The following is a 24,301-nucleotide window of genomic DNA, read 5'->3' on the forward strand; positions in this document are numbered from 1 at the left end:
CCAGCCACCTGTGCGCCCGATGTGCGCGAATGTATTGGCCTGCTCGCTAGCCATTACATCCCGTTACCCCAAGGCGTTACCAGGTCAGGCAGATCTTGCCGAAATGGCGGTTGCTTTCCTGATAGCGAAACGCCTCGACGATCTGTTCGAGTTCGAAGTGCTTATCCACCACCGGGCGCAGGCCGTTAGCCTCGATGGCCCGGACCATGGCTTGCTGCTGAGCACGGCTGCCCACCAGGACACCCTGCAAGCGGATCTGCCGCACCAGTGCCTGCACCAGCGGCAGTTGCCCCGCCACACCGGTCAGAATACCGATCAGCGACACATGGCCCCCAATGCGCGCGGCAATCATCGACTGCTCCAAAGTGGCGGGCCCGCCCACTTCGATCACATGGTCCACCCCACGGTTGTCGGTCAGTTCACGCACCTTTTCGCCCCAGGCCGGCGTGCGCGTGTAGTTGATCACGTGGTCGGCGCCCGAGGCTTTGAGCCGCTCGAGCTTGGCATCGCTGGAAGAAGTGGCGATCACCGACGCGCCGGCCAGCTTGGCGAACTGCAGGGCGAAGATCGAAACCCCGCCGGTGCCCTGCACCAGCACCGTGTCACCGGGCTTGAGGTGATCGTCGCTCATCAGCGCGCGCCAGGCCGTCAGCCCGGCAGTGGTCAAGGTCGCCGCCTCGGCGTGGCTGAAGCCCTTGGGCGCGAGAGTGAACGCCGTGGCCAGCGCGGTCACATGGCCACGGGCATAACCGTCCAGGCCATCGCCCGGCACCCGGGCAAAGCCCTCGACATTGGCCTGCCCATCCAGCCAGTCAGGGAAGAAGGTGCTGACCACGCTGTCACCGACCTTAAAGTCGCTGACACCGCTGCCCACGGCTACCACCTCGCCAGCACCGTCGGCCATCGGGATGCGGCGTTCGGCCGGGCCCCACATGCCGCTGACCACGGCAAAGTCATGGTAATTGAGGGAGCTGGCATGCAAGCGCACGGTGATTTCACCCACGCCTGGGGCAGTGGCTTCACAGGTGCCGACCTCGACCTTGTCGTAGCCGCCGCCGGGTTGAACGTAAATCGCCTTGCTGCTCATGGTCGAGTGCTCCATCTGTAAAAAGGAAAGTGGCCGGCGAGCGTCGGTTCAGCCCAGCATACGCTTCAAAGCATGGCAGTCGGGCGCATGTCGATCGGCAAGGCCCGGCCAGGCGTCGTGCGGCTGGTTCACGAGTACCGTGCCCGCACCGGCGGCTCGCCCGCAGTCCAGGTCGAAGCGGTGGTCGCCGACCATCACCATCGCCTGCGGCGCGACGCCCCAGGCACCGGCGATCTTGAGCAGCCCATCGGGGCTGGGCTTGGGCTGCGCTTCATCACGCCCAAGAATGTGCGCCACCGGAAAACAGTCGGCAAGGCCAATGGCCTCGAGCGTGATGTGCGCCAGCTCGCGGGCATTGCGGGTAAGGATGCCCAGCTGGCAACCGCGGCTGGCCAGCTCACGGACCAACTCCACCGCCCCTTGGGCGGCTCTGGAGGCAAACGCCAGATGACGCTCGTGCTCCAGCAGCCAGGCATGCTTGGCGGCGGCTTCGTCGGCGGGCAAGGCCGCCAGGTGCGCCAGGATGTCGTCCTTGGGCGGGATGCCCAGCTTCACGCGGATAGCGGCAAAATCATGCGCGGCGACGGTCAGGGTGCCGTCCATGTCGAACACCCAATGGCGCACCTGGCCGAGGTTCATGCCCAGTCCTTGCGATGACGAATCAGGCCTTCCTGGCTGGACGAGGCAACCAGCTGGCCGGCCTGGTTGAAGATACTGCCCCGGCAGAAGCCACGGGCATTGCCTGCCCAAGGGCTGTCGGTGGCATACAGCAGCCATTGATCGGCGCGCAGATTGCCGTGGAACCATAAGGAGTGGTCCAGGCTTGCGATCTGCATGTCGCGCTGCCAGACCGACTTGCCATGGGGCAGCATCGAGGTGGTCAACAGCCCGAAATCAGAGGCGTAGGCCAGGATGTACTTGTGCAGCGCAGGGACGGCCGGCAGGTTGCCATCGGCGCGGAACCAGGCGTATTTCACCGGGTCGCCGGGCTTGGGGTTGAACGGATCACGTTCGGTCACCGGGCGAATCTCGATGGGCTTGGCGCACAGCACCTTGTCGCGGATGCGCTCAGGCAGCTGATCGGCCATGGCGCTGGCCAGTTCCACTTCGGTGGGCAGGTTTTCAGGGCCGACTACATCGGGCATCTGCGCCTGGTGGGTGAACCCTTCTTCGTCGTATTGGAACGACGCGCTGCAGGTAAAGATCGTCTTGCCCTTCTGAATCGCCGTGACACGGCGGGTACTGAAACTGCCACCGTCGCGCACGCGGTCCACCGAATACACCACCGGCAGGCTGGCATCGCCCGGGCGCAGGAAGTAGCCGTGCAGCGAGTGCACATGGCGGGCATCCTCTACCGTCTGGCTGGCGGCCGACAAGGACTGGCCCAGCACCTGGCCGCCATACAGCTGGCGAAAACCCAGGTCCTGGCTGCGGCCGCGGAACAGGTTTTCTTCAATGGCTTCGAGGCTCAACAGGTCGACCAGGTCGTCCAACACATGACTCATCGGGGTTCTCCGTAGACGCAAGGCGTGCTCACAAGGCGCCGTGGGCCGGCGCTCGATTCAACCGGCGCAGCCCACGCATGAGCCGCACCGTCCAATAGCGCAAATGATACAGGGTTTGACACCGCTGGCCCCCCTGGCGGTTCACTCGGCCCGCAAGGTCTGCTCCCACCGCGAGCGATCGATCCGGTACAGCACATGCGGGCGCAGGGAATGGCCGAGGGCGACACGCGGGTGGTCGAAGCTGCCTGCCAGGTCCTGCTCCATGCCGATGGCTTGCATGACCTTCTGCGAGGGCAGGTTGAGGGTACTGGTGAAGGACACCACCTGCTCGACCTGCAGCTGGGCGAACGCACAGCGCAAGCACGTCCAGGCCGCCTCACTGGCAAACCCCAGGCCCCAGTGCCGGCGTGCCAGGCGCCAGCCGATCTCGATCGCCGGGGCGAAGGGCGCGTCGAAATTGACGTTGAGCAGGCCCGTCATGCCGATGAACGCGCCACTGTCCTTGCGCTCAAGCGCCCACAGGCCAAACCCGTACTCATGAAAATGCCCGCGGATGCGGCCGATCAAGGCAGCCGCTTCCAGACGTGTGAGCGGCGCGGGGAAATACCGCATGACCTGGGGGTCGGCGCACAGGGCAGCGAACTCGCGCAGATCCTCGTCCTGCCATTGGCGCAGGATCAGCCGCGCGCTTTCCAGTTCCAGAATGGGGGTCATGGGGTTCGCTCCGTTTTGGCGTGATGCAGTGTACAGCGTAGGCGCAGCCACGGCGGGGCACCGGGTGACGGGTAGCCGAATGCATTTTTCACATGCGCTTCACCGGCTGGCAACACGTGGGTTAGCAAAATGCCGCCATCCCTGCCGCGCCCAGCGCGCGGTTTTCTTGTCGGAGCCACCCATGCTGTCGAGCAACACCCTGCCGCCCTACGCCTTGCATTCACCGCGCAAGCGATGGCTGCCGCGCCGCGCCGTGACCGTCGCCTTGAGCCTGAGCCTGGCCGTGGCGGCATCGACCTCCTGGTTTATGACGAGAACCTCCATCGTGGACCTTGGTAGCCAGCAACAACTCAGCAAAAGCGGCCTGCTCCAGGCCTGGGCCAACGGTGCGGTGATCGTCATGATCCGCCATGCCGAGCGCTGCGACAGCGCACCAGGCCCTTGCCTGGACGACCCAGCGGGCATCACGGTGGCCGGCAGCCAGGCTGCCGGGCGCGTGGGCGAAGGTCTCAAGCATCTGGGGCTGGCCGATGCCGACCTGTTGAGCAGCCCGAAGGTACGCACCCAGCAGACGGCGCATTTCATTCTGGGGCAGCCGGTCGCCACGCGGGAATGGATCGGGCAGTGCGACGGCAGCTTCCCGGCCCAGGCGCTGGCCGCCAAACGCACCGAACACAACTTGGTGCTGGTAACCCATAGCGGCTGCGTCGATCAGTTCGCTCGTCAGCAGAACGTTGCCGGCGGCGAACGGGACAGCGGTTATGCCAGCGCCCTGTTCGTTTCCGTGGACGACAACGGTAAGGCACGCATTCTGGGGCGCTTGAACGAGCCCGCATGGCAGCGCGTGCTGGCCAGTGCCGCACGTTGAAAGTGCCCACTGCATGGGCCGCCACCGGCTTCGAGTTGGCGCCAGCAAAGTTTTCCACAGCCGTAGGCCACTCATGGCAAGATCGAGGCTGTTCCCTGCTGTGGATAACCCATGTCGCTGCCGCTGATCTACCACGAAGACTACAGCCCTGAGTTTCCGCCGGACCATCGTTTTCCGATGGACAAGTTTCGTCTGCTGCACGATCACCTGATCGACAGCGGGTTGACCACTGACCAGGCGTTGCTGCGGCCCGACATCTGCCCCAATGACATTCTCGCGCTGGCCCACGATCGCCATTACATCGAGCGCTACATGCACGGCGAGCTGTCGCGCGAGGACCAGCGCCGCCTGGGCCTGCCGTGGAGCGAAGCGCTGGCGCGGCGCACCGTACGCGCGGTCGGGGGGTCGTTGTTGACGGCCGAGATGGCCCTGCAACACGGGGTGGCCTGCCACCTGGCCGGGGGCACTCACCATGCCCACTACGACCACCCGGCCGGCTTCTGCATCTTCAATGACCTGGCCGTGATCAGCCGGTACCTGCTTGAAGCCGGTCGCGTGCATCGGGTGCTGATTTTCGATTGCGATGTCCATCAAGGAGACGGGACTGCGCGCATGCTTGAGGACACACCCGACGCCATTACCGTCTCCCTGCATTGCGAGCAGAACTTCCCGGCCCGCAAGGCACAAAGCGATTGGGACATTCCCCTGCCACGCGGCATGGGGGACGACGCTTACCTGCAAGTGGTGGATGAGGCGCTCAATTACCTGCTGCCGCTCTATCAGCCTGACCTGGTGCTGTACGACGCCGGAGTCGATGTTCACAAGGACGATGCCCTGGGTTATCTGCAAATCACCGATGCAGGGCTGGCCGCACGTGACGAGCGCGTGCTCGGCCAGTGCCTGGGGCGCGATATTCCGGTCATGGGTGTGATCGGGGGCGGCTACAGCAAGGACCGCAAAGCACTGGCCAAGCGTCACGGTGTGCTTCATCACACGGCAGCCAAAGTCTTGCGTTGTGCACAATGACTGTGGAACCGCTTGTGGATAACCTGAGCGAAACAGGCTGTAGCCCTTTGATGGCGCTGTTTGCGCGATATTGATCATTTTTTGATCAGTGCTTGTGGGAGGCGTGCTGCGTTAGAATGCGCGTCTTTTCCACAGCCTGCAGCCGATCATGTCCGAAGTAAGTCACCCCGCCCTTCCTGTCGCCGCTGTCATCGGGGGCGGCCCTGCCGGCCTGATGGCGGCTGAAGCCCTGGCACAGGCCGGGCTTGCGGTGGAAGTGTTCGACGCCATGCCTTCAGTAGGTCGCAAGTTTCTGCTGGCGGGCGTGGGTGGCATGAACATCACCCATTCCGAGCCCTACCCTGCCTTTGCGGCGCGGTATGCCGAGCGCCAGGGCGAGGTTGACGGGCTGCTGCGCGATTTTGATGCCAACGCCTTGCGCCAGTGGATTCACGCGCTGGGCATTGCCACGTTCATAGGCAGCTCGGGCCGCGTGTTCCCCGCCGACATGAAAGCCGCCCCGCTTTTGCGCGCGTGGCTCAAGCGCCTGCGTGAAAGCGGCGTGGTTATCCACAACCGTCATCGCTGGCTGGGCTGGAGCGAGGACGGCGCGCTGCGGATTGCTTATCCACAGGGCGAGCGGCTGGTCCGGCCTGCGGTGGTAGTACTGGCGCTGGGTGGCGGCAGTTGGGCGCGGTTGGGGTCTGATGGGCGCTGGCAAGCAACCCTGGCCGACCGGGCTGTGGATATCTCACCCCTACGACCGAGCAATTGCGGGTTCGAGGTGGCGGGCTGGAGCGCAGTGCTCACCGACAAGTTCGCAGGGGCGCCGGTCAAGAACATTGCGTTGAGCGTACCCGGCAGCACACCGCGCAAAGGCGAATTCATCCTGACCGCCCAGGGTGTGGAAGGCAGCCTGGTCTACGCCTGGTCGGCGCAGGTGCGCACGGCCATCGAGCAGCGTGGCAGCGGTGTGCTGGTACTGGACCTGCTACCGGACAAGCCTGTGGACAAAATTGCCCAGGCGCTGGCACGGCCGAGGGGCTCGCGGTCCATGGCCAAGCACTTGCAAGGGCAATTGGGCCTGGACGGAGTCAAGGCAGCGCTGCTGCGTGAACTGACCGACCCGGCAACCTTCGCCGACCCGTCCTCCCTTGCTCGGGCGATCAAGGCCCTGCCGATCACGCTGGTGCGCACTCGCCCCCTGGACGAAGCGATCAGCAGTGCCGGCGGGGTCCGCTTCGAAAGCCTGGATGAGGGGCTGATGATAAAGCACATGCCAGGGGTGTTCTGTGCAGGCGAAATGCTGGACTGGGAAGCGCCAACAGGCGGGTACCTGCTGACTGCCTGCTTCGCCAGCGGGCTGCGCGCCGGGCGGGCGGCGGCGGCTTGGGTGGGGCGGCGGGGGAAGACGCCGGGCTGATCGCGGGGTTGGGTGGGGTGAGGGGTTGCGTTGTGGTCTGAAGGTCTTCTGTTCTGTATTCAAGCCCGTTGGGGGCCGCTGCGTGGCCCCAGAGTTTCAGCCCCGTATGACAAATCGCCGGGCCGGCTGTGCAACCCTGCACGACACCCGCAAACAACCAGGGCCCTGCCCTAGACCTGTCCAAACCCGCTCAAGGCTTGCGCTTGCGCGGCCCCCCATTGAAGCTAGGCACCTTGCGCACCGCCTTCACCGCAGGTGGCGCGGTACCTGCCTCGTCACTGTCCATCCACCGCCCCAGCCCGCGCTTGGCACTGTTTTCCTTGGGCTTCTTCGGTTTCTTGGGCTTTTTTATCACTTGACCACCGGCATCGGTCAGCGGTACCCGGTGATCAGGAATGAAATCAGGCTCTTCATGACGCGCCAGCGTCTGGCGGGTCAGTACCTCGATGGCCGCCAGCAATTGCACCTCGTCGGCGCACACCAGCGAAATCGCCTCGCCCGTGTTGCCCGCACGGCCGGTGCGACCGATACGGTGCACATAGTCTTCGGCCACGATCGGCAGGTCCAGGTTGACCACCAGCGGCAGGTCGTCGATGTCCAGCCCGCGCGCAGCCACGTCGGTGGCCACCAGCACCTGCACTTCGCGTGCCTTGAAGCTGTCCAGCGCCCGTTGCCGCGTCGCTTGCGGGCGGTCACCATGGATGCCGTCGGCCTTGACCCCTTCGGCCAGCAAACGCTCGACCAGCTGATCGACGCCATTGCGGGTCTTGGCGAAGACCAGCACCTGTTTCCAGCGCTGCTTGCGCAACAGGTGGCAGAACAGGTCGACCTTGCGCTTCTTGTCCACCGTCACCAGCCATTGCTTGACGCTCGCGGCCGTGGCATTGCGCGGGCTGACTTCGATGCTGAGCGGGTCGTTGAGCGCGAGCCCTGCGAGCATGCGGATCTGGTCCGAGAACGTCGCCGAGAACAACAGCGTCTGGCGTTTGCGGGGCAGCGCGGCATAGACCGATTGCAGCTCCTCGGCAAACCCCAGGTCGAGCATGCGGTCGGCTTCATCGAGCACCAGAATCTGCACCTGGTTGAACTTGATCGCGTTCTGGCGATACAGGTCCAGCAGCCGGCCCGGGGTCGCCACCAGCAGGTCCACACCGCGGCGCAGGCGCATCATCTGCGGGTTGATGCTGACCCCGCCATACACCGCATAGGTACTCAGCGGCAGGTGCTCGGCGTATTCGCGCACGTTGGTATGCACCTGCTCGGCCAGTTCACGGGTGGGCACCAGGACCAGGGCACGAATCGAGTTGGCCGCGACCTTCTCGCCTTCGAGCGCCAGGCGTTGCAACACGGGCAGGGCAAAACCTGCGGTCTTGCCGGTGCCGGTCTGGGCGGCGGCCATCAGGTCGCGGCCGGCCAGCACGGCGGGGATGGCCTGGGCCTGTACCGGGGTCGGGGTGGTGTAATCGCGCTGCTCAAGGGTGCGCAGCAAGGGTTCGATCAGGCCGAGTTTGGCGAAATTCATGGCAATACCATCAGGGGTTCAGCGAAGCCGGCAAGTCTACCGCATCCCCCCTGTGCACTTGCAGGTTTCCCGGTCGAGCGGCTACGCGACGGGTCGCGCCTTGCGCCACTGCGGCAGGCCGATCAGGACTACCGCGCCGATGATCACGGCCATGGCAACGCACTCCTCGGCACCGATCTGCTCGCCGGCGAACACGATGCCCAACAGCACCGCCACGGCCGGGTTGACGTAGGCATAGCTGGTGGCGGCCGCCGGGCGAACGTGCTTGAGCAGGTACATGTAGGCGCTGAACGCCAGGATCGAGCCGAAGAACACCAGGTAGGCCAGCGCGCCCCAGCCGGCAGCGGTGGGCATCTGCGTCATGCGTTCACCCGACAGCAGGCTGCCCAGCAGCAATGCCGTGCCGCCGACCAGCATCTGTGCGGCGCTGGCCATGGGGCCCGGTGGCATGGGCAGGCGCTTGCTCCACACCGACCCAAACGCCCACGAGGCGGCGGCGAAGATCAGCAGCGCCGCGCCAAGCGGGCTCGCCTGCAGGTTGGAGCCCAGGTTGAGCAGGCCGATGCCAGTCAGGCCCAGGACGATGCCCGCCCATTCGAGCGCCGAGTTGCGGTAACCGAACATCAGCCCAAACACCAGGGTGAACAAGGGCACGGTCGCCACCGCCAGCGCTGCCACGCCGGACGCCACGCCCGCATGTTCGGCGATGGTCACGCCCCCGTTGCCACAGCTGAGCAGCAAGAAGCCCACCAGCCCCGCTGCCCGCCACTGCGGCCAGGACGGCGATGGCGCCCCTCGCCAGCGCATGAAGCCGTACAACAGCCCTCCGGCAATCAGAAAGCGGACCCCGGCCATGAGCATGGGCGGCCAGCTTTCCACACCGATGCGGATAAACAGGTAGGTTGAACCCCATACGAAATACAGGGCCACGAAGGCCCCGATTAGCAGAAGCGGGAAGCGGCGGGTGCTGGACATGGTCGAGTCGAAAATCCTTTTGCGGGTGACGCAGTCTAACGGCGTGAAGCGCAGCGGCAACCCTACAGTGGGGCGCTGGATCAGCAGCACACTTGCAACCTGGGGCGTGCGACGCCAGGCGCTGCCCGCTTCAGCGATAGATTGCCAGCGCGTCGCGCACCTTGGCGGCGGGGGTCTTCTGCAGGCGGCAGAACAAGTCGTGGGAAGGCTGCTGCACCCCATGGTCCTGGCGCAGTACGCCGGCCAGGTGCTGGACCAGGTTGGCGGCCATTTCCGCGTCGGCCATGGCCCGGTGGGCCGTGCCAGTGTTGGGCAGCCCGGCCCAGCGGGTCAGTGTGCCCAGCTTGTGGTTGGGGGCTGCCGGCAGCAGGCGCCGGGACAGCAACAGCGAGCAGGCGAAGGGCTGGCTGCGGCTGCGGCCGATGCGGCCCAGCTCGAAGTCCCAGAACTTCTGGTCGAAAGCGGCGTTGTGGGCCAGCAGCGGCGTTGCCCCCACGAACTCGGCCACCTCGTTCATCACCTGCTCCACCGGGGGTGCCTTGCGCACCATGGCGGTGGTGATGCCGGTCAAGCCCGACACGAAAGCAGGCACCGACACACCCGCGTTCATCAGGCTCTGATAACGCTCGACGATTTGCCCGCGCTCGAGCATCACCACGGCCACCTCGGTGGCGCGGCAACCGGTGCCTGGGGAAATGCCGGTGGTTTCAAAGTCGATGACAGCGATACGTTCCATAAAAACCTTAGTGCTTGAGCAACAACGGGCCCTCGATGGGCACATAGCGGGTGGCGGCGCGGATCAACGACATCGCCGTCAGCCCAGGTACGCCATAGACCACCGCTTCGGTGCCGTGGCGCTGGATCACGCGGTCGAGCAGCAGGTCGAAGTCCCCGTCACCCGATGCCAATACCACCTGGTCCACGCGGCTGGCCGCATCGATCACATCCAGGGTGATGCCGACATCCCAATCGCCCTTGGCCGAGCCATCGCTGCGCTGGATGAAGGGCTTGAGGCGCACATCGAAACCCAGGTTGCGCAGTATCTGCTGAAACTGCTGCTGCTTGCTGTCGCCCCGATCGATGGCATAGGCCACCGCCTCGACGATCTGGCCTTCGCGGCTGACCTGGTTCCACAAGGCGGTGTAGTTGAAATGGCAACCGTGGGCCTGGCGCACGGTGTAATAGAGGTTCTGCACGTCGGCGAACAGCGCGATCTTTTTCACCTTGGCACCTCGTCTGGCCGAATCGGGGGCGGGTTCAGCGCCCCGCGAAGGCCAGCAGTATGCCAGAGCCGTCAGACGTAGGAATCGTCGTCGGAGAATAATCCCCCGTCATCGCTGCCGTAATCGGCGTCACTGTAACCGGCCTGGTCGCTGCCCCAGCCGCCGTTGTCGGCCACGTGCTGCTGCTCGTTCTGGTCGTTCCAGCCGCCGCTGTCACTGGCCTGCGCAGGCGCTTCCTTGATCACCTCGACCACCTCTTCGGGCTGGGAGTTGTGGTTGAACAGGCTGCTGATGCCCTGGGCCAGCAAGACACCACCGGCTACACCGGCAGCCGTCTGCATGGCGCCGCCCAGGAAGCTGCTGGCGCCGCCGCGCGCGGGCGCTGCGCCAAAGCCCGGCTGCTGGGCCGGCGGCTGCGAGAAGCCAGGTGCCGCGGGTTCGCGCCAGCCGCCACCGGCGGGTGCGGACGGTGCGGCCGAACGCTGGGGCTGAGAGGCAGGTGCCGGCGCCGAGCTACGCCCGCCAGCGCCGAAGAGGCTGGACAGAAAACCGCCGCCGCCTGTGTTCTGCGAGGCGCCGGTCTGCGCAGCCTCGGCCTCGGCGCGTGCCTGCTTGAGTTCCGCTTCGAGTTGTTTGTTCTGTTCGTCCAGGCGCTTGATGGCCGCTTCCTGCACCAGGATCGCCTGGGCCATGTAGTAAGGGGCCGCCGGCTGCTGGCGCACATGCGCCTCGATGCAGGCCTGGGCCTGCGCATCACGGGGCTGGCTTGGGTCTTCGGCCTGCTTGATGCGGCTGAACAGGCCATCGATCAGGGATTGTTCTTCGGTATTCATGGGGCGACCTCGTGGGTAGCGGGACTACGGACAGGCTCAAAGATGGGGCGTCGACGCGGCTGATTCAATCACCGGCGGGGTGAAACTTTTTTCAGCAAGTAACGGATCAAGGGTCGCTTTGGGCTAGAGTTAGACCCCCTGTTTCAACTGCCATGCGATGTTGAGCCCATGAATCCGCTGAGCGTTTTGCGCGACTCCTTCCACTTCTTCACCCGCCACCTGGCCGGTATTGCCCAACTGTGCCTGCCGCTGGTGGTGCTCGAAGCCGTGCTGACCCAGGTGCTGTATCGCCAGCTGGGCGAGCAGGCCTCGCCGGCCTACGGCATGCTGATCTACGTGCTGTGCTACCCGCTGTACAGCGCAGCACTGATCCTGTACCTCGATACCCGCAGCAATGGCCAGGCCATCGCCAAGCGCGACCTGTTTGCCCGTGCGGTGCAGCTCTGGCCGGCGCTGACGCTGCTGGTGCTGATCAGCTCGTTGCTGATCATGGCCGGCATGGCCTTGTTCGTGTTCCCTGGGGTGTGGATCATGGTCAACCTGGTGTTCGGCGAATACCTGTTGGTGCTGCGCGGCTTGCCCGTGGTGCAGGCGATGCGTGAAAGCGCCCGCATGACCACTGGCCATTTCCTGCGCATTCTGGTGTGCCTGCTGGCCGTGCTGGCGTCGATCTGGCTGATCGAAGGCCTGATCCTGATGGCCATCCCCGACCCTTCCCCTGGCGTGCAACTGCTCGTGGACAGCCTGGCAGGCTTCCTGCAATTGTTCGGCACGGTGGTCATGTATCGGCTGTTCATGCTGCTAGAGGTTGAGCAGCGCACGTGAACGCAGCTACCAGCTGCTAGCGCTGAGCCTTGAGAAACAAGGCAAACAGCTCTGACTGGGACTTGATGCCCAGCTTGCGGTAGATGTGCTTGCGATGGACCCGCACAGTTTCCGAGGAGATGGCGAGTTTGCGGCCAATCTCCTTGCTGGAACAGCCGCTGAGCAGCATGCGGCCCACCTCCAGTTCGCGGGCGGTGAGCGGCGTTTCAAGGTGGCCAAAGCCCTCGGCCAGGTGGTTCTGCCACGCAGGCGCCGGGGTGACTTCGTCGACATCGTGCTCGAACCGAAAGCGCTGGCGCATGGTGGCCAGCACCCAGGGTTGCAGAAGGTGCAGCAGCGCAATCTGCTCGCCCGCAAAGCGAGAGCGGCTACCGAGCGACAAGCAAAGTGTGCGCCCTGCATCCAGGGCCACGTTGTACTGCACCTCATCGGCCACAACGTTAAGGCGGAAATAACGCTGGTAATAGTCGGTGCGCTCGAAGCATTCAGGGGCCACGTCGGCCAGCTGCACCAGGCCGCTTGCCGGCGTCTCCCGGCTGGCGATGTAGAAGGGGTCCAGCAGGTAAAGGCCCTTGAGGTAATCCTGAAATAACGGGTCCAGCCCACCATCACTGCCGGGGGATTCGGCATACACCAGCGGGCGATGCTCGCTGAAAAGAAACGCGACCCAACTGTCGAACGCCACGTATTGCTCCAGCAACCGCACCAGGCGCAGCCAGAAACCGGGGTGGTCCAGCGCATCGATCACCTGGCCGACCGACCGATGCCAGGCAATGTCCTGAAGTGTAAGGTTCATGTCCGGGCTCTGTACCAAAAGGTGAGATGCAGGTCAGGGTGAATACAACCGAGCAGGCAAAGTGTACTGGAGTGCATGGGCATTGCGGTGCTGTTTTCGGCGCAGCGCTAGCCAGTATCGAAGGAATTTGTACAGGGCTAACCCCTATGGGTTACCTCAAGGGCGTAATTACCCCGCCGCCGATGGCATCGGCATACTCGGGCAATCACCGTCCGCCGCAGCAAGTGGCAGGCACGTAATCTCAGCCGGTGCAGTGCGCTGGCTTTACGCCGCGCCGATTACCTGGCAGCCGTTTGGCTGCGCAGTCAGGAGTTGCAATGAAAGTAGAACTCGTCCAGCTGGCCGGTCGCGACGGCGACACCGCCTACAACCTGGAACGCACCCTGGAGGCGATCCACCGCGCCGCAGCGGATGTGGACCTGATCGTGTTCCCGGAAACCCAGCTGATGGGCTTTCCGACGCAGGACAACATCGCGGCCATCGCCGAGCCCCTGACCGGCCCGACGCTTGCCGCCGTCGCCCAAGCGGTGACCGACAAGGGTGTGGCAGCCGTGGTCGGCCTTGCCGAAGCGGGCGAAGACGGGCATTTCTACAACACCACCGTGCTGATCACCCCGGACGGTGTCGCGTTGAAGTACCGCAAGACCCACCTGTGGGCCTCCGACAAGGGCATCTTCACGGCGGGCGATCGCTACGCCACGGCGCTGTACAAAGGGGTGCGCGTAGGGCTGTTGATCTGCTTCGACATCGAATTCCCCGAAAGCGCCCGCGCCCTGGGCCAGCTGGGGGCCGAGCTGATCCTGGTGACCAACGGCAACATGGACCCGTATGGCCCCACGCACCGCACCGCTATCAGCGCCCGCGCCATGGAAAACCAGGCCTATGCGGTGATGGTCAATCGCGTCGGCCAGGGCGATGGCAACCTGGTGTTTGCAGGCGGCAGCGCGGTGGTCGACCCTTACGGCCAACTGTTGTGCGAGGCAGGGCGCAGCGCCTGCCGGCTGCAGTTGGACCTCGACATGGCGCTGATCGGGCAAGCGCGCCAGGACTACAGCTACCTGGCCGAGCGCCGTTTCGAGCTGCCAGGCCAGCAGGTCGAGCACCCAGGCGGCTTGCGAGAACTGATCCTGACCACCGTCTGAACCCTTGCGCCACGGCTGGCGCCCAGTGCCCTGGCCGGGCCCTGACACTGAACTCCATAAAAAACACAATCCGGAGTAACACCATGGCCCACTTGAAACGTACCCTGTCGCTGGGTGCGGTGACGCTGTTCGGCATCGCCTACATGACCCCCATCATTGTGCTGGGCACCTTCGGCATCCTTGCCGACACCACCCAGGGCGCTGTGCCCTCGGCTTACCTGGCCGCCTCCATCGCCATGCTGTTCACCGCCCTGAGCTACGGCAAGATGGCCAAGGCCTTCCCCGTCGCCTGCTCGGCCTACACCTACGTGCGCAAGTCCATCAGCCCCAAGCTGGGTTTTCTGGCCGGTTGGGCGGTGCTGCTGGACTACCTGTTCCTGCCCATGGCGATCTGGCTGATCGGCGCGGCCTACCTGCATTCGGCCTTCCCGGCGGTGCCGCAGCCAGTGTGGGTGCTGGCCTTCATTGCCGTCACCACGGCCATCAACATCATCGGCCTGCAACTGGCCAAGACCGTCAATGGCGTACTGATGCTGCTGCAGTTCCTGGTACTAGCAGCCTTCGTGGGCCTGGCCGTGCACTACGCCACCGGCGAGCTGAACCAGCCGTTGTGGTCGCTGGCACCCTTTCATCAGGACGGTTTCCAACTGCCTTTGATCATGAGTGGCGCCGCAATCGCCTGTTATTCGTTCCTGGGCTTCGATGCGGTCAGCACCTTGACCGAAGAAACCCATGAACCGCGCAAGACCATCCCTCGCGCCATCCTCCTGATCACCCTGCTGGGCGGCTTCATCTTCATCGTGGCCAGCTACTTCGTCCAACTCGCCCACCCTGGTGCGACCTTCAGCAACCCGGACTCGGCTGCCTACGAAATCGCGAAGGCCATTGGTGGGGACATTTTCGTCAGTTTCTTCCTGATCGGCCTGATCGTGGGGCAATTCACCTCAGGGCTTTCGGCACAAGCCAGCGCCTCGCGCCTGCTGTTCGCCATGGGCCGCGACGGTGTATTGCCCAAGCGTTGGTTCGGGCGACTGAGTGCACGGTTCGGCACACCGGTCATCAGCATCGTCCTGTGTGGCGTAGTCGCGCTGCTGGCCTTGCGCATGGACGTGACGACCTCCACCTCGTTCATCAACTTCGGCGCTTTCCTGGCGTTCAGCCTGGTCAACCTGTCGGTGGTCTTTCACTACTGGATCGCCCAGGGCGAGCGCGGGCTCAAGGCTGCAACGGTGTACCTGGCCTTCCCCTTGATTGGGCTGGTGGCGGACCTGTGGCTGATGGCAAGCCTGGACCACATGGCCATCTACCTTGGTTTGGCCTGGCTGGCCATGGGGTGTCTGTACCTGCTGGTCATCACTCGTGGGTTGCGCCAACAGCCGCCAGAGATGCATTTCGAGGAAGCTTGAGTATGGGCGGGCAGTGTGGCTGGCGGGGCTTGGAGGTATGCCCCGCGGGCTTGGGTATGTTGGGATTGGATGACTAGGGTCTTATGGTAAGCCTGCGGGCAATAGACCGCGCCTTACTCAAGGGCATCAACGTTTGCTAAAGGCGAGACGCGCCGCAAAAAGAACGAAGATCATACCTGTTGCACGATCCATCCAGGCAACGACCTTCTCACGACGCAGTAGCCCGGCCAATGGCTGGGTGGCGGCGATCAGAATAATCGACCATAGCAGCCCAATGGCCACGTGAATGCTGACCAAACCGAACGTCCAAGCAACCAATGGCTGACCTTGGGGGATGAATTGGGGCAAGAAGGATACGTAGAAAATACCAATCTTGGGATTCAGGATATTTCCCGTCATTCCCTTCAAGAACCAGTTATGGCTTGGCTTTACTGCCGCCTCGACAGGCGACAATGATTGACGCGGACGTAGAAGCATATTCAGCCCAAGCCAGGCTAGATAGGCGGCGCCACAGTATTTCAAAACGTTGAACGCCAACGCTGATACAGCAATCAGTGCGCCTAGCCCAAACGCCACAGCGGCGCCCCACAGCAAGCAACCTGTGTTGATGCCTAGCGCGGCGCGAAAGGCCTGCTGCTTTCCTTCTACAGTAGCCGTTCTCAATATCAGAGTTGTGTCGAGGCCGGGGGTCAGGGTTAACAGTGTTGCTGCGAAAGTGAACGCAATCAGGTTGTCAATAATTGACATAGGGAGATGGCCTCGGCGTGCTTGAGTGGGGCAGTTAACCTCAAAAGGCTGTCTGCTAGAAGTCGTCTCTCTAACGCAGAGGGCAAAGCCTACGCACTTCAAATATGGCCGGTTAATTCCGACGCAAAGCCAGGCTTGCAAAAGAGGTGAACGTAAAAGGCTGGGAGCGTGGTTGAATCGCCCACGCCCCTACGTCCCTCTTGGCTTGGCACGAGCCGTGGCTTCGGCCACCAATGGGTCTTCAGGCCAGTAGTGCTTCGGGTATCGCCCCTTCAGATCCTTCTTCACCTCCACGTAAGTGCTGCGCCAGAAGTTCGCCAGATCCTGGGTGACCTGCACAGGCCTGCGAGCCGGCGACAGCAAGTGCAGCACCAGCGGCTGCCTGCCCTGAGCAATACGAGGGGTTTCTGCCAGGCCAAACAGCTCCTGAAGCCGCACGGCCAAGATGGGCGGATGCTGCGAGTAGTCGATACGGATATTCGAGCCGGACGGCACCTGGATCGCCTGGGGTGCCTGGGTGTCCAGCTCCTGTGGAAGTGGCCAGGGCAGAAGGTTTCTGATGATCGAGGGCAGGTCCAGCTGGCTGAAGTGGCTGAGCCTTGTGACTTTACCCAGGTAGGGCGTGAGCCACTGGTCCAGCGTGTCCAGCAGGTTGGCATCGCTCAGGTCAGGCCACTTGCTGTGTGCCTGCCCACCCTCGATATCCAGCTGGCGCAACAGACCCACTCGGGCCTGCCACTGCCGCAGTTCAGGGTTCCAGGGCAGAAGCTCGATGCCCTTGCGCCTTACCAGGTTGACCAGGGCAAGCGAACGGGTGTGCTCATCAAGACTCGGCAGCGCTTTCGTCGACAAGATCAGCTGCCCCACCTTCAACTGCCGCTCAGCCTTCAGCACCCCTTCCCTTTCGTCCCAGTCAACCTCATCGACAGACTTCACAAGGTCAGCCAGCTCGTCATCGAACAGAGCAGGCTCGAGGTCACTCGCCAGGTAGATCCGCTCCTCACGCTGCCCTTGCCGGCTACCCAGGTCGGCAACCACCAGCCACTCATGCTTGGTTAGCGCATCGGGCTCTGAGAACACCGCAGCACGACCGTTGGAGAGACGGTATTCGGATGCACTTGCATGCCTCTGCTGGCCGATTCGGTCAGGGTAGGCAAACGCCAGAAGGCACCCTACCCACCGTGGGTGATCGGGCTCGCTGACAGGGCTGAAGGCCTTCCCACGCAGTAGGGATCGGTACTGCCGAGCCGACTGCTTCACCCGCTGGAGAGAACCGCCGCTACGACGTGAATGTTGCTCCCCTGACAGGGCACTCAGCCGGGTGTGAAGGTCAGCACCGGCCCCACGCAGAATGTCCTTTTCGCCCAGCAGTGCCGCGATGTTGCATGCCAGGTCATCCAGGCCCATCGCATTGCCCTTGATGAGCATGTGGGCGATCCGGGGGTGGGCTGGCAGCGCGCTCATGGCCGCACCGTGTGGGGTGAGCTGCCCAGCATCGTCGAGGGCGCCCAGGCGCTTGAGCAAGTCTCTGGCTTGAGCGAATGGCGCTGCTGGCGGTTGGTCGAGCCAGGTCATCTCTTGCGGCTTCATACCCCATCGGGCCAACTGGAGCGCCAAGGCTGCCAAGTCTGCCTGCAGGATTTCAGGGGTGCTGTAGCCGGCCATCTGTTCGTGCTGGGACTGCGACCACAGCCGATAGCAGACGCCGGGCTCCAGGCGCCCAGCCCGCCCCGCACGCTGGGTAGCGCTGGCTTTGGAAATGCGCTGTGTGTCGAGTCGGGTCATGCCGCTGCGGGGGTCGAACCTGGGCACTCGTTCAAGGCCGCTGTCCACCACCACCCTCACCCCTTCGATGGTCAGGCTGGTCTCGGCGATGTTCGTGGCCAATACGATCTTGCGCGACCCCTTGGGTGCGGGGTCTATCGCCGCACGCTGCGCCTGCAGGTCGAGGTCACCGTACAGTGGGCACACGATCACCTCTGGACGGCTGCCGAGCAGCGCCTTGAGGTCCTCTGCCACCCGCCGAATCTCTGCCTGCCCCGGCAGGAAAACCAGAAGGCTGCCAGGTTGTTCATCGATGGCAGCCAGGCACGTATCCGTGATGCGCGCATCGATTCGCTCGCCCGGCTGATAGGGGCTGCCCCATACCGTCGAGACGGGATACATCCGGCCTTCGCTGGTGACCACGGGTGCATCGTTCAGCACCTTCGAAAGGCGAGCACCCTCCAGCGTTGCAGACATCAGCAGCAGCTTGAGCGGGGGTTCATCGCGCAGCAGTTCACGGGCGCTCAGGCACAGCGCCAGCGCCAGGTCAGAATCGAGGTTGCGCAGGTGGTACTCATCGAAGATGACTACCCCCACACCCTCCAGCGCCGGGTCATCCTGAAGCCGGCGAGCCAGGATGCCTTCGGTGACCACTTCGATCTGCGTACGCGGCCCTACCTTGCTTTCAAGGCGAATGCGGTAACCGACCGTCTCACCCACCTGCTCACCCAGCTCACTGGCCAAACGCTCCGCCGCCGCCCGCGCAGCCAGTCGGCGAGGTTCGAGCATCAGGATCTTTTGCCCGGCCAGCCAGGGTTCATGCAACAACGCCAGGGGCACCCGAGTGGTCTTGCCAGCACCTGGGGGCGCTTCGAGGATCACTTCATTGCGACGGGCCAGGGCCTGTCGCAGATCTGCCAGTACAAGGTCTATAGGTAATGAAATCATGGTGGCCCTCGAACAAGCAGGCGAGTATAACGGCGAACCGACGTTGTCCTATCATGGTCTTAACTGCGGGCTCAGGCGCCTTGCCTGGCCTGCCGAACGCCACGCCCGGAGATTTACATGCGCATTGCTTCCCGCCTGATCGGTGCTGCCCTCGTGGGCACCTTGCTGACGCAACTGACGGCTTGCGGCTCTATCTTCTATCCAGACCGTCGCGGCCAGATCGACGGCAAGGTCGACCCGGCGATCGCCGTGCTGGACGCCGTTGGCCTGTTGTTCTACATCATCCCCGGGCTGATCGCCTTCGGTATCGACTTCGCCACCGGCGCCATCTACTACCCGCCAGGGCAAACCGCGCAGGTGGACCCTGCCAAGCTGAAAGACGCCGTCAATGCCGATGGCACCGTGGACAACCTCAAGCTGCAGGCCATTCTGGAGAGCGAACTGGGGCAACGCCTGCCGCTGGACGACCCACGCCTGATCCAGCACCGCGGCAGTGCTGAACAACTGGCCAGCCTAGGGCTGGTGCCTGCCGCCTGATGCCAAGGACAACCGCCTGACATGACTACCTCGGCCGAACACAAACGGTTGCTTCGCCTGGCCACGCGCGCCTCCCTGGCGGTGGCCAGCATCCTGGTGGTCAGCAAGGCGCTGGCGTGGTGGTTGAGCGGCTCGGTGAGCCTGCTGGCCGGGTTGACCGATTCGGCCCTGGACGCCGTGGCGTCCTTCCTCAACCTGCTGGCCGTGCACTACGCCCTGCGCCCGGCCGATGACGACCACCGCTTCGGGCACGGCAAGGCAGAAGCCCTGGCCGGTATCGCCCAGGCGCTGTTCATCGGCGGCAGTGCCGTGCTGATCGCCTTGCAGGCGTTGGAGCGTCTGCGCAACCCGCAGCCGTTGGGCGATACCGCCATCGGTATCGGGGTAATGCTGTTGTCGTTGGTGCTGACCGTCGCGCTGCTGGCCCTGCAACGCAAGGTCATCCGCGCCACAGGCTCCACGGCGGTACGCGCCGATTCCCTGCACTACCGCTCCGACCTGTTGCTCAACGGCAGCATCTTGCTGGCATTGCTGCTGGCGCGCTTCGGCTGGCCGCAACTCGATGCGCTGTTCGGGTTGGGCATCGCGTTGTACATCCTGTGGAGCGCCCTGCAGATCGCACGCGAAAGCACGGCGATTCTCATGGACAAGGAGCTGCCCGTGGATGTCAGTGAAGACATGGCCAACCGCGTGCTGGCTATCGATGGCGTGCTGGGCGTGCACGACCTGCGCACCCGGGTATCGGGCAACCAGTGGTTCGTGCAGTTGCACATCGAGCTGCCTGGGCAACTGCCGCTGCATCACGCCCATGGCCTGTGCGTGCAGGCCTCGGAGGTGATCCGCGATCAGTACCCCAAAGCCGATGTAATGGTGCACGCCGACCCGGTGTAGCCCTTCAGTTGATGCTGTAGCCCCGCCCGGACAAGCACGCGCCAAGCGCCCGTTGGTAGGTACTTGCAACCGCAGGCGCCGGCGCATAGGCAGCCATGGCAGGATCGAACCCCGACTGGCTGACCGCCCAGCGGTGGCACTGGTAGCGATCCTGATCCTGCTGTTCCTGCCCTTGCCCATAACGCGGATAAGCCACCACGTCATACCCCGGCGCCGCTGCTAGCGCAGGTTCTGGGGGATTGACCACCACGTACTCGCGACTGTTTTCCAGGTACCGATAGTAGGTGTCGGCGACCAGGTACATCATCGCACCGTCCACGCGGAACTTGTGCGCATAGGGCGGCAGGTAGCTGACTCGCGCACCTGGGGGCGGCACCACGACCTGGTAACCCCGTTCCCAGGGGCGATACCAGTACCCGCCCGAGTAGAAATAGTCCTGCCCTTGGTAGGGCACCTTCCAGAAGCGGTCAGGGAACCGGTCCACGGTCTGGCCAGGCCGGTAGTGCGGGCCGGGGCCCCAGCCTTCACCGTGGCCACCAGGGCGGCCCTGCCACCGCGGGCCATCACCGGGGCGGCGGGGAATATCCTGGTAGAACCCTGGCCGTGGGGGCTGCGTCTGCCCGACTTCGTCCCGTGATTTGAGCGCACGCCCAGGCGCAGGCCCTGCCTCGATACCTGGCCCTGTAGCGGCGGGGGGCAGCGCGCCTGGGCCGTCGTTGGGCCCGGCCGCCAGGGCTGCCACGCTGATGCCCATGCCCAGCAAACCAACACCTGCCCACTGCCAGATGTGCGACTTCATGGTAGTCCTCTCGACGGGAAAACGGCTGACTGCGCCAGTCTACCGCGCCCCACCGCGCCGCCCATTAAATTTCAGCCATGAAAAAAGGGAGGCCATGTGGGCCTCCCTTCAGCAATTGTCGTCCGTGCTCGGCGCTTGTGGCCCCGGCTCACCTCACACCGTCTTCTGGAAGGTGCGTAGCCCGGGGGCCTGGCCCATCCTGTTGGATGGCTTGGCCGCGAGCGCCCGTCTGGGGCGCATCGCCGTGGACTGATGTCCGGGCAGTGATTCTGGTGATAAAGATACCGGGCGCGCACCGGCACGGGATTGCGAAGATTGCTCAGATAAATAGCACTTGCGCAATTTTTAACCCTGGATTGATAATTCGCCGCAATCCGAACAGAAAAGGCATGATTCATGAGCAAGCTGGACCGATACGACCTGAGCATTCTGGCTGAATTGCAGCGCGACGCGCGCATCTCCAACCAGGAGCTGGCCGAACGCATCGGCCTTTCACCCTCACCCTGCTCGCGCCGCGTCAAGCAACTCGAAGACGACGGCTACATTTCCCGCCAGGTGGCCTTGCTCGATCGCAAGAAGCTGGGTTTGAGCCTGACCGCCTACGTGCTCATCGGCATGGACCGGCACACCCCCGAGCGCTTCGAAACCTTCGAGGCCACCATTCGCAATCTGCCCCAGGTGCTGGAGTGCAGTCTGGTGACCGGGATGGACGCCGACTATCAGCTCAAGGTCGTCGTGCCCGACATGGACCATTACCAGAAGCTGCTGCTCGGTAGCCTCACGCGCATCGAGGGCGTCACCAGCGTGCGTTCAAGCTTCGTGCTCAACCAGGTATTGGCCAGCACCGAGCTTCCATTGACCCACCTTCGCTGATCGGTTGCCACCTCACGCGTATACTTGCCCCCCTCAACCCGCCTGGAGCACTGCAATGGATCCTGCCGTATTCGAAGAGTGGATGATGATCATCTTGGTGACCGCCTTGATCGGCTTCATGGGCTTCATCGTCTGGGACCTGGCGAAAAAATCCCAGGCGGGGCGTTTCGGCACCCTGATCCTGTTCTTCGTGCTCGGCCTGGGTGTGCTGGCGTTCATCATCAAGAGCGTGGTGGTGGGGTTCATCGAGGGGGTGTAGCCGGCGCGGTCTTCACGTCCGCGCCGGCCATGACGCCTAGCGCCGCAGGGTCGGCGCCACCTCGCGCCAGCAGCCCTGCTCCAGCCCATCGAGTGCCCAATCGCCAATGCGCACGCGCACCAGGCGCAAGGTGGGCAGGCCCACAGCGGCGGTCATGCGCCGTACCTGGCGATTGCGGCCCTCGCGAATCACCAATTCAAGCCAACGGGTCGGGACGCTTTTACGAAAGCGTACCGGCGGGTTGCGCGGCCACAGCGTGGGCTCTTCCAGGCTGCGGGCCTCGGCGGGCAGCGTTGGCCCGTCATTGAGCTGCACGCCTTCGCGCAGCTGGCGCAGCTGCTCCTCGGTGGGCTCGCCCTCGACCTGCACCCAGTAGGTCTTGGGTAGTTTGTGTTTGGGGTCGGCAATACGCGCCTGCAGGGCGCCGTCGTTGGTCAACAGCAGCAGGCCTTCACTGTCCCGGTCCAGCCGGCCGGCGGGGTAGACGCCCGGGATGTCGATGAAATCCTTGAGCGTGGCCCGCCCCTCGCCGTCGCTGAACTGCGTCAGCACGTCGAAGGGTTTGTTGAACAGGATCAACCGCGGCTCGGCGGGTGGCGCCTTGGGCTGGCGATGAGCACCAGGCGCAGGCCGCCCTTGGGGGCGGCGCGGCTTGGAACGGGGTGGCAGTGACATGGATCCTCAGCGGAACGGCGGCTCGTCGAAGCTGCGCAGTTTACGCGAGTGCAGCGAATTGAGCTCGGTGCGCAACAGATCCAGCGCCGCAATACCGATCTTCAGGTGCTGGCTGACCGCGCGGTTGTAGAACGCGTTGGCCGAGCCCGGCAGCTTGATCTCGCTGTGCAGCGGTTTGTCGGACACGCACAGCAAGGTGCCGTACGGCACCCGCAGGCGATAGCCCTGGGCTGCGATGGTGCCGCTTTCCATGTCCACGGCAACGGCGCGGGACAAGTTGATCAAGGGCCGTTCCTGAGCCCAGCGCAGCTCCCAGTTGCGGTCGTCGTAGGTCAGCACGGTACCGGTGCGCAGGCGCTTCTTGAGCTGCTCGCCCCGCTCGCCGGTGACCTGGGCGGCGGCTTCCTGCAGGGCCAGTTGCACCTCCGCCAGCGCCGGGATTGGAATGTTCGGCGGCACCACGCGGTCGAGGATGCCGTCGCGGCGCATGTAGGCGTGGGCCAGCACGTAGTCACCAATGGTCTGCGACTGGCGCAGCCCGCCGCAGTGCCCGATCATCAGCCAGCAATGCGGGCGCAGCACTGCTAGGTGGTCGGTGATGTTCTTGGCATTGGACGGGCCGACGCCGATGTTGACCAGCGTGATGCCGTCGCCGTCCCCTGCAATCAGGTGGTAGGCCGGCATCTGGTAGCGGTGCCAGACCACACCGGCGACCAGCGCCTGGGCCTCGCCGTGGTCCATGCTCTTTTCGATCACGACGTTGCCCGGCAGCACCATGCGCACGAAACGCGGATCATCGCGCAACTGCTCAAGGCCATGGCTGATGAACTGGTCCACGTAACGGTGATAGTTGGTCAGCAGGATCCAGGGCTGCACGTGGCGCCAGTCGCTGCCGGTGTAGTGCACCAGGCGCCGCAGCGAGAAGTCCACGCGCGCGGCATCGAACAGGGCAAGGGGCAAGGTATCGGTGCTGTCCCAGTCGTAGAGCCCATCGGCGATGTTGTCGGTGGCCGAGGACAGGTCGGTGCTGGGGAACACCCGCGCCAGCTGCGCGGCGGTGATGCCGCTGCCGGCCAGCTCGTCGCCCTGGTCGACCACGTACGGATACGGGATGGGCTGCTCGCTGACCCCCACTTCAACGGTGACGGTGTAGTCGTGCATCAGCGGGCGCAACTGCTCCAGCAGGTAGCCGCGAAAAGCAGCCGGCTGGGTGATGGTGACGCTGTAGGTGCCAGCCACCTGGACCTTGGCATAGGCCCGCGTGGTGGCAGCGACCTCGCCATTGCTGTGGTAGGTCAGGCGCAGCGCCGGGTAGCGGAACAGGTCACGCTCCTGGGCGTCGGGCTCGGTGCGGTCCTTGAGGTAACGCTTGAGGGCCTGGCTCAGGGCACCGGTGGCCTGCTCATGCAAGGCCGCCAGACGATCGACGGCCTGTTCGGGAGTATCAACGACTTCAAACGCGTGGCTCACACTGTGCTTCCTGT

Annotated in this window: 25 protein-coding genes; 10 read left to right on the top strand and 15 right to left on the bottom strand. The window is 64.2% G+C overall.

The window, feature by feature from the left end; all coding sequences use genetic code 11:
- Window positions 1–76: 76 nt before the first annotated feature.
- The 4 genes from FS777_RS00565 to FS777_RS00580 all read right to left on the bottom strand — a co-directional run bounded on the left by FS777_RS00565 (window position 77) and on the right by FS777_RS00580 (window position 3,306).
- Window positions 77–1,087, bottom strand: coding sequence for an NAD(P)-dependent alcohol dehydrogenase (locus tag FS777_RS00565; protein WP_145253566.1), 1,011 nt, complete (start codon window positions 1,085–1,087; stop codon window positions 77–79).
- A gap of 48 nt (window positions 1,088–1,135) precedes the next feature.
- Window positions 1,136–1,726: an HAD family hydrolase gene (locus tag FS777_RS00570; protein ID WP_058638427.1), complete on the bottom strand. Its 591-nt coding sequence runs from the start codon at window positions 1,724–1,726 to the stop codon at window positions 1,136–1,138.
- Window positions 1,723–2,592 carry an acyl-CoA thioesterase II gene (gene tesB, locus FS777_RS00575; protein ID WP_100850760.1) on the bottom strand — a complete coding sequence of 290 codons (870 nt, stop codon included), beginning with the start codon at window positions 2,590–2,592 and terminating at the stop codon, window positions 1,723–1,725. The genes FS777_RS00570 and tesB overlap by 4 nt, the downstream gene beginning before the upstream one ends.
- A 141-nt stretch (window positions 2,593–2,733) precedes the next feature.
- Window positions 2,734–3,306, bottom strand: a complete 573-nt coding sequence (locus FS777_RS00580) for a GNAT family N-acetyltransferase (RefSeq protein ID WP_145253569.1) — start codon at window positions 3,304–3,306, stop codon at window positions 2,734–2,736.
- A 181-nt stretch (window positions 3,307–3,487) separates the two neighbouring features.
- Here FS777_RS00580 and FS777_RS00585 point away from each other — a divergent pair, with 181 nt between their 5' ends.
- The 3 genes from FS777_RS00585 to FS777_RS00595 all read left to right on the top strand — a co-directional run bounded on the left by FS777_RS00585 (window position 3,488) and on the right by FS777_RS00595 (window position 6,602).
- On the top strand, window positions 3,488–4,174 hold the full coding sequence (locus FS777_RS00585) for a histidine phosphatase family protein (RefSeq protein ID WP_058638430.1): 687 nt from the start codon (window positions 3,488–3,490) through the stop codon (window positions 4,172–4,174).
- Between the two features lie 111 nt (window positions 4,175–4,285).
- The gene (locus tag FS777_RS00590) at window positions 4,286–5,200 is read left to right on the top strand and encodes a histone deacetylase (RefSeq protein WP_058638431.1); all 915 of its coding nucleotides are present in this window, start codon (window positions 4,286–4,288) and stop codon (window positions 5,198–5,200) included.
- 148 nt (window positions 5,201–5,348) lie between these two features.
- On the top strand, window positions 5,349–6,602 hold the full coding sequence (locus tag FS777_RS00595) for a TIGR03862 family flavoprotein (RefSeq protein WP_145253571.1): 1,254 nt from the start codon (window positions 5,349–5,351) through the stop codon (window positions 6,600–6,602).
- A gap of 190 nt (window positions 6,603–6,792) precedes the next feature.
- Here the strand turns inward: FS777_RS00595 and FS777_RS00600 are convergent, their stop codons facing one another.
- The 5 genes from FS777_RS00600 to FS777_RS00620 form a co-directional block, all read right to left on the bottom strand.
- Window positions 6,793–8,124, bottom strand: coding sequence for a DEAD/DEAH box helicase (locus FS777_RS00600; protein WP_145253574.1), 1,332 nt, complete (start codon window positions 8,122–8,124; stop codon window positions 6,793–6,795).
- An 81-nt stretch (window positions 8,125–8,205) separates the two neighbouring features.
- Window positions 8,206–9,099, bottom strand: a complete 894-nt coding sequence (gene yedA, locus FS777_RS00605) for a drug/metabolite exporter YedA (protein ID WP_100852575.1) — start codon at window positions 9,097–9,099, stop codon at window positions 8,206–8,208.
- 130 nt (window positions 9,100–9,229) lie between these two features.
- Window positions 9,230–9,835, bottom strand: coding sequence for a PolC-type DNA polymerase III (locus FS777_RS00610; RefSeq protein WP_058603609.1), 606 nt, complete (start codon window positions 9,833–9,835; stop codon window positions 9,230–9,232).
- A 7-nt stretch (window positions 9,836–9,842) separates the two neighbouring features.
- On the bottom strand, window positions 9,843–10,322 hold the full coding sequence (locus FS777_RS00615; protein WP_023534583.1) for an NYN domain-containing protein: 480 nt from the start codon (window positions 10,320–10,322) through the stop codon (window positions 9,843–9,845).
- 71 nt (window positions 10,323–10,393) lie between these two features.
- Entirely contained in the window at window positions 10,394–11,155 is a 762-nt protein-coding gene (locus tag FS777_RS00620) for a DUF2076 domain-containing protein (RefSeq protein WP_145253577.1), read from the bottom strand.
- A gap of 168 nt (window positions 11,156–11,323) precedes the next feature.
- On the opposite strand from FS777_RS00620, the gene FS777_RS00625 reads away from it, so the two are divergent.
- A complete protein-coding gene (locus FS777_RS00625; protein ID WP_145253580.1) occupies window positions 11,324–11,980 on the top strand; it encodes a hypothetical protein in 657 nt (218 codons plus the stop codon).
- Between the two features lie 16 nt (window positions 11,981–11,996).
- Here FS777_RS00625 and FS777_RS00630 read toward each other — a convergent pair whose 3' ends face one another.
- Window positions 11,997–12,776 (bottom strand): helix-turn-helix transcriptional regulator, encoded by a 780-nt coding sequence (locus FS777_RS00630; RefSeq protein ID WP_145253583.1) that lies wholly within the window; start codon window positions 12,774–12,776, stop codon window positions 11,997–11,999.
- A gap of 317 nt (window positions 12,777–13,093) precedes the next feature.
- On the opposite strand from FS777_RS00630, the gene FS777_RS00635 reads away from it, so the two are divergent.
- Window positions 13,094–13,918, top strand: a complete 825-nt coding sequence (locus FS777_RS00635) for a carbon-nitrogen hydrolase family protein (RefSeq protein WP_145253586.1) — start codon at window positions 13,094–13,096, stop codon at window positions 13,916–13,918.
- An 83-nt stretch (window positions 13,919–14,001) separates the two neighbouring features.
- The gene (locus tag FS777_RS00640; protein ID WP_145253588.1) at window positions 14,002–15,324 is read left to right on the top strand and encodes an APC family permease; all 1,323 of its coding nucleotides are present in this window, start codon (window positions 14,002–14,004) and stop codon (window positions 15,322–15,324) included.
- Window positions 15,325–15,450: 126 nt separating this feature from the next.
- Here FS777_RS00640 and FS777_RS00645 read toward each other — a convergent pair whose 3' ends face one another.
- Both FS777_RS00645 and hrpB read right to left on the bottom strand, forming a co-directional pair.
- On the bottom strand, window positions 15,451–16,071 hold the full coding sequence (locus tag FS777_RS00645; RefSeq protein WP_058638973.1) for a LysE family translocator: 621 nt from the start codon (window positions 16,069–16,071) through the stop codon (window positions 15,451–15,453).
- A 189-nt stretch (window positions 16,072–16,260) separates the two neighbouring features.
- Window positions 16,261–18,783 (bottom strand): ATP-dependent helicase HrpB, encoded by a 2,523-nt coding sequence (gene hrpB, locus FS777_RS00650; protein WP_145253591.1) that lies wholly within the window; start codon window positions 18,781–18,783, stop codon window positions 16,261–16,263.
- 117 nt (window positions 18,784–18,900) lie between these two features.
- On the opposite strand from hrpB, the gene FS777_RS00655 reads away from it, so the two are divergent.
- Both FS777_RS00655 and FS777_RS00660 read left to right on the top strand, forming a co-directional pair.
- Entirely contained in the window at window positions 18,901–19,320 is a 420-nt protein-coding gene (locus FS777_RS00655; RefSeq protein WP_078477945.1) for a polyribonucleotide nucleotidyltransferase, read from the top strand.
- A gap of 21 nt (window positions 19,321–19,341) precedes the next feature.
- Window positions 19,342–20,211 (top strand): cation diffusion facilitator family transporter, encoded by an 870-nt coding sequence (locus tag FS777_RS00660; protein WP_058603559.1) that lies wholly within the window; start codon window positions 19,342–19,344, stop codon window positions 20,209–20,211.
- Between the two features lie 4 nt (window positions 20,212–20,215).
- Here the strand turns inward: FS777_RS00660 and FS777_RS00665 are convergent, their stop codons facing one another.
- Entirely contained in the window at window positions 20,216–21,010 is a 795-nt protein-coding gene (locus FS777_RS00665) for a DUF6515 family protein (RefSeq protein WP_145253594.1), read from the bottom strand.
- A 396-nt stretch (window positions 21,011–21,406) separates the two neighbouring features.
- Between FS777_RS00665 and FS777_RS00670 the strand changes: the two genes are divergently transcribed.
- Together FS777_RS00670 and FS777_RS00675 are read left to right on the top strand one after the other, a co-directional pair.
- The gene (locus tag FS777_RS00670) at window positions 21,407–21,883 is read left to right on the top strand and encodes an Lrp/AsnC family transcriptional regulator (protein WP_023534579.1); all 477 of its coding nucleotides are present in this window, start codon (window positions 21,407–21,409) and stop codon (window positions 21,881–21,883) included.
- A gap of 55 nt (window positions 21,884–21,938) precedes the next feature.
- Entirely contained in the window at window positions 21,939–22,142 is a 204-nt protein-coding gene (locus FS777_RS00675) for a DUF2788 domain-containing protein (RefSeq protein ID WP_023534618.1), read from the top strand.
- A 36-nt stretch (window positions 22,143–22,178) separates the two neighbouring features.
- Here FS777_RS00675 and FS777_RS00680 read toward each other — a convergent pair whose 3' ends face one another.
- Complete coding sequence (locus tag FS777_RS00680; protein ID WP_078477943.1) at window positions 22,179–22,817, bottom strand: pseudouridine synthase; 639 nt, start codon at window positions 22,815–22,817, stop codon at window positions 22,179–22,181.
- Window positions 22,818–22,823: 6 nt separating this feature from the next.
- Window positions 22,824–24,287: an AMP nucleosidase gene (amn, locus tag FS777_RS00685; protein WP_023534634.1), complete on the bottom strand. Its 1,464-nt coding sequence runs from the start codon at window positions 24,285–24,287 to the stop codon at window positions 22,824–22,826.
- Window positions 24,288–24,301 lie beyond the last annotated feature (14 nt).

Source organism: Pseudomonas sp. DE0157 (genome assembly GCF_007678615.1).
GTDB lineage: Bacteria > Pseudomonadota > Gammaproteobacteria > Pseudomonadales > Pseudomonadaceae > Aquipseudomonas > Aquipseudomonas parafulva_B.

Coding starts and splice junctions, on each gene's coding strand:
- FS777_RS00630 (WP_145253583.1), bottom strand. CDS start 12,776: ATGAACCTTACACTTCAGGACATTGCCTGGCATCGGTCGGTCGGCCAG.
- FS777_RS00645 (WP_058638973.1), bottom strand. CDS start 16,071: ATGTCAATTATTGACAACCTGATTGCGTTCACTTTCGCAGCAACACTG.
- FS777_RS00660 (WP_058603559.1), top strand. CDS start 19,342: ATGACTACCTCGGCCGAACACAAACGGTTGCTTCGCCTGGCCACGCGC.
- FS777_RS00580 (WP_145253569.1), bottom strand. CDS start 3,306: ATGACCCCCATTCTGGAACTGGAAAGCGCGCGGCTGATCCTGCGCCAA.
- FS777_RS00590 (WP_058638431.1), top strand. CDS start 4,286: ATGTCGCTGCCGCTGATCTACCACGAAGACTACAGCCCTGAGTTTCCG.
- tesB (WP_100850760.1), bottom strand. CDS start 2,592: ATGAGTCATGTGTTGGACGACCTGGTCGACCTGTTGAGCCTCGAAGCC.
- FS777_RS00585 (WP_058638430.1), top strand. CDS start 3,488: ATGCTGTCGAGCAACACCCTGCCGCCCTACGCCTTGCATTCACCGCGC.
- FS777_RS00565 (WP_145253566.1), bottom strand. CDS start 1,087: ATGAGCAGCAAGGCGATTTACGTTCAACCCGGCGGCGGCTACGACAAG.
- FS777_RS00620 (WP_145253577.1), bottom strand. CDS start 11,155: ATGAATACCGAAGAACAATCCCTGATCGATGGCCTGTTCAGCCGCATC.
- hrpB (WP_145253591.1), bottom strand. CDS start 18,783: ATGATTTCATTACCTATAGACCTTGTACTGGCAGATCTGCGACAGGCC.
- FS777_RS00665 (WP_145253594.1), bottom strand. CDS start 21,010: ATGAAGTCGCACATCTGGCAGTGGGCAGGTGTTGGTTTGCTGGGCATG.
- FS777_RS00675 (WP_023534618.1), top strand. CDS start 21,939: ATGGATCCTGCCGTATTCGAAGAGTGGATGATGATCATCTTGGTGACC.
- FS777_RS00570 (WP_058638427.1), bottom strand. CDS start 1,726: ATGAACCTCGGCCAGGTGCGCCATTGGGTGTTCGACATGGACGGCACC.
- yedA (WP_100852575.1), bottom strand. CDS start 9,099: ATGTCCAGCACCCGCCGCTTCCCGCTTCTGCTAATCGGGGCCTTCGTG.
- FS777_RS00595 (WP_145253571.1), top strand. CDS start 5,349: ATGTCCGAAGTAAGTCACCCCGCCCTTCCTGTCGCCGCTGTCATCGGG.
- FS777_RS00670 (WP_023534579.1), top strand. CDS start 21,407: ATGAGCAAGCTGGACCGATACGACCTGAGCATTCTGGCTGAATTGCAG.
- FS777_RS00625 (WP_145253580.1), top strand. CDS start 11,324: ATGAATCCGCTGAGCGTTTTGCGCGACTCCTTCCACTTCTTCACCCGC.
- FS777_RS00610 (WP_058603609.1), bottom strand. CDS start 9,835: ATGGAACGTATCGCTGTCATCGACTTTGAAACCACCGGCATTTCCCCA.
- FS777_RS00640 (WP_145253588.1), top strand. CDS start 14,002: ATGGCCCACTTGAAACGTACCCTGTCGCTGGGTGCGGTGACGCTGTTC.
- FS777_RS00635 (WP_145253586.1), top strand. CDS start 13,094: ATGAAAGTAGAACTCGTCCAGCTGGCCGGTCGCGACGGCGACACCGCC.
- FS777_RS00680 (WP_078477943.1), bottom strand. CDS start 22,817: ATGTCACTGCCACCCCGTTCCAAGCCGCGCCGCCCCCAAGGGCGGCCT.
- FS777_RS00600 (WP_145253574.1), bottom strand. CDS start 8,124: ATGAATTTCGCCAAACTCGGCCTGATCGAACCCTTGCTGCGCACCCTT.
- FS777_RS00655 (WP_078477945.1), top strand. CDS start 18,901: ATGCGCATTGCTTCCCGCCTGATCGGTGCTGCCCTCGTGGGCACCTTG.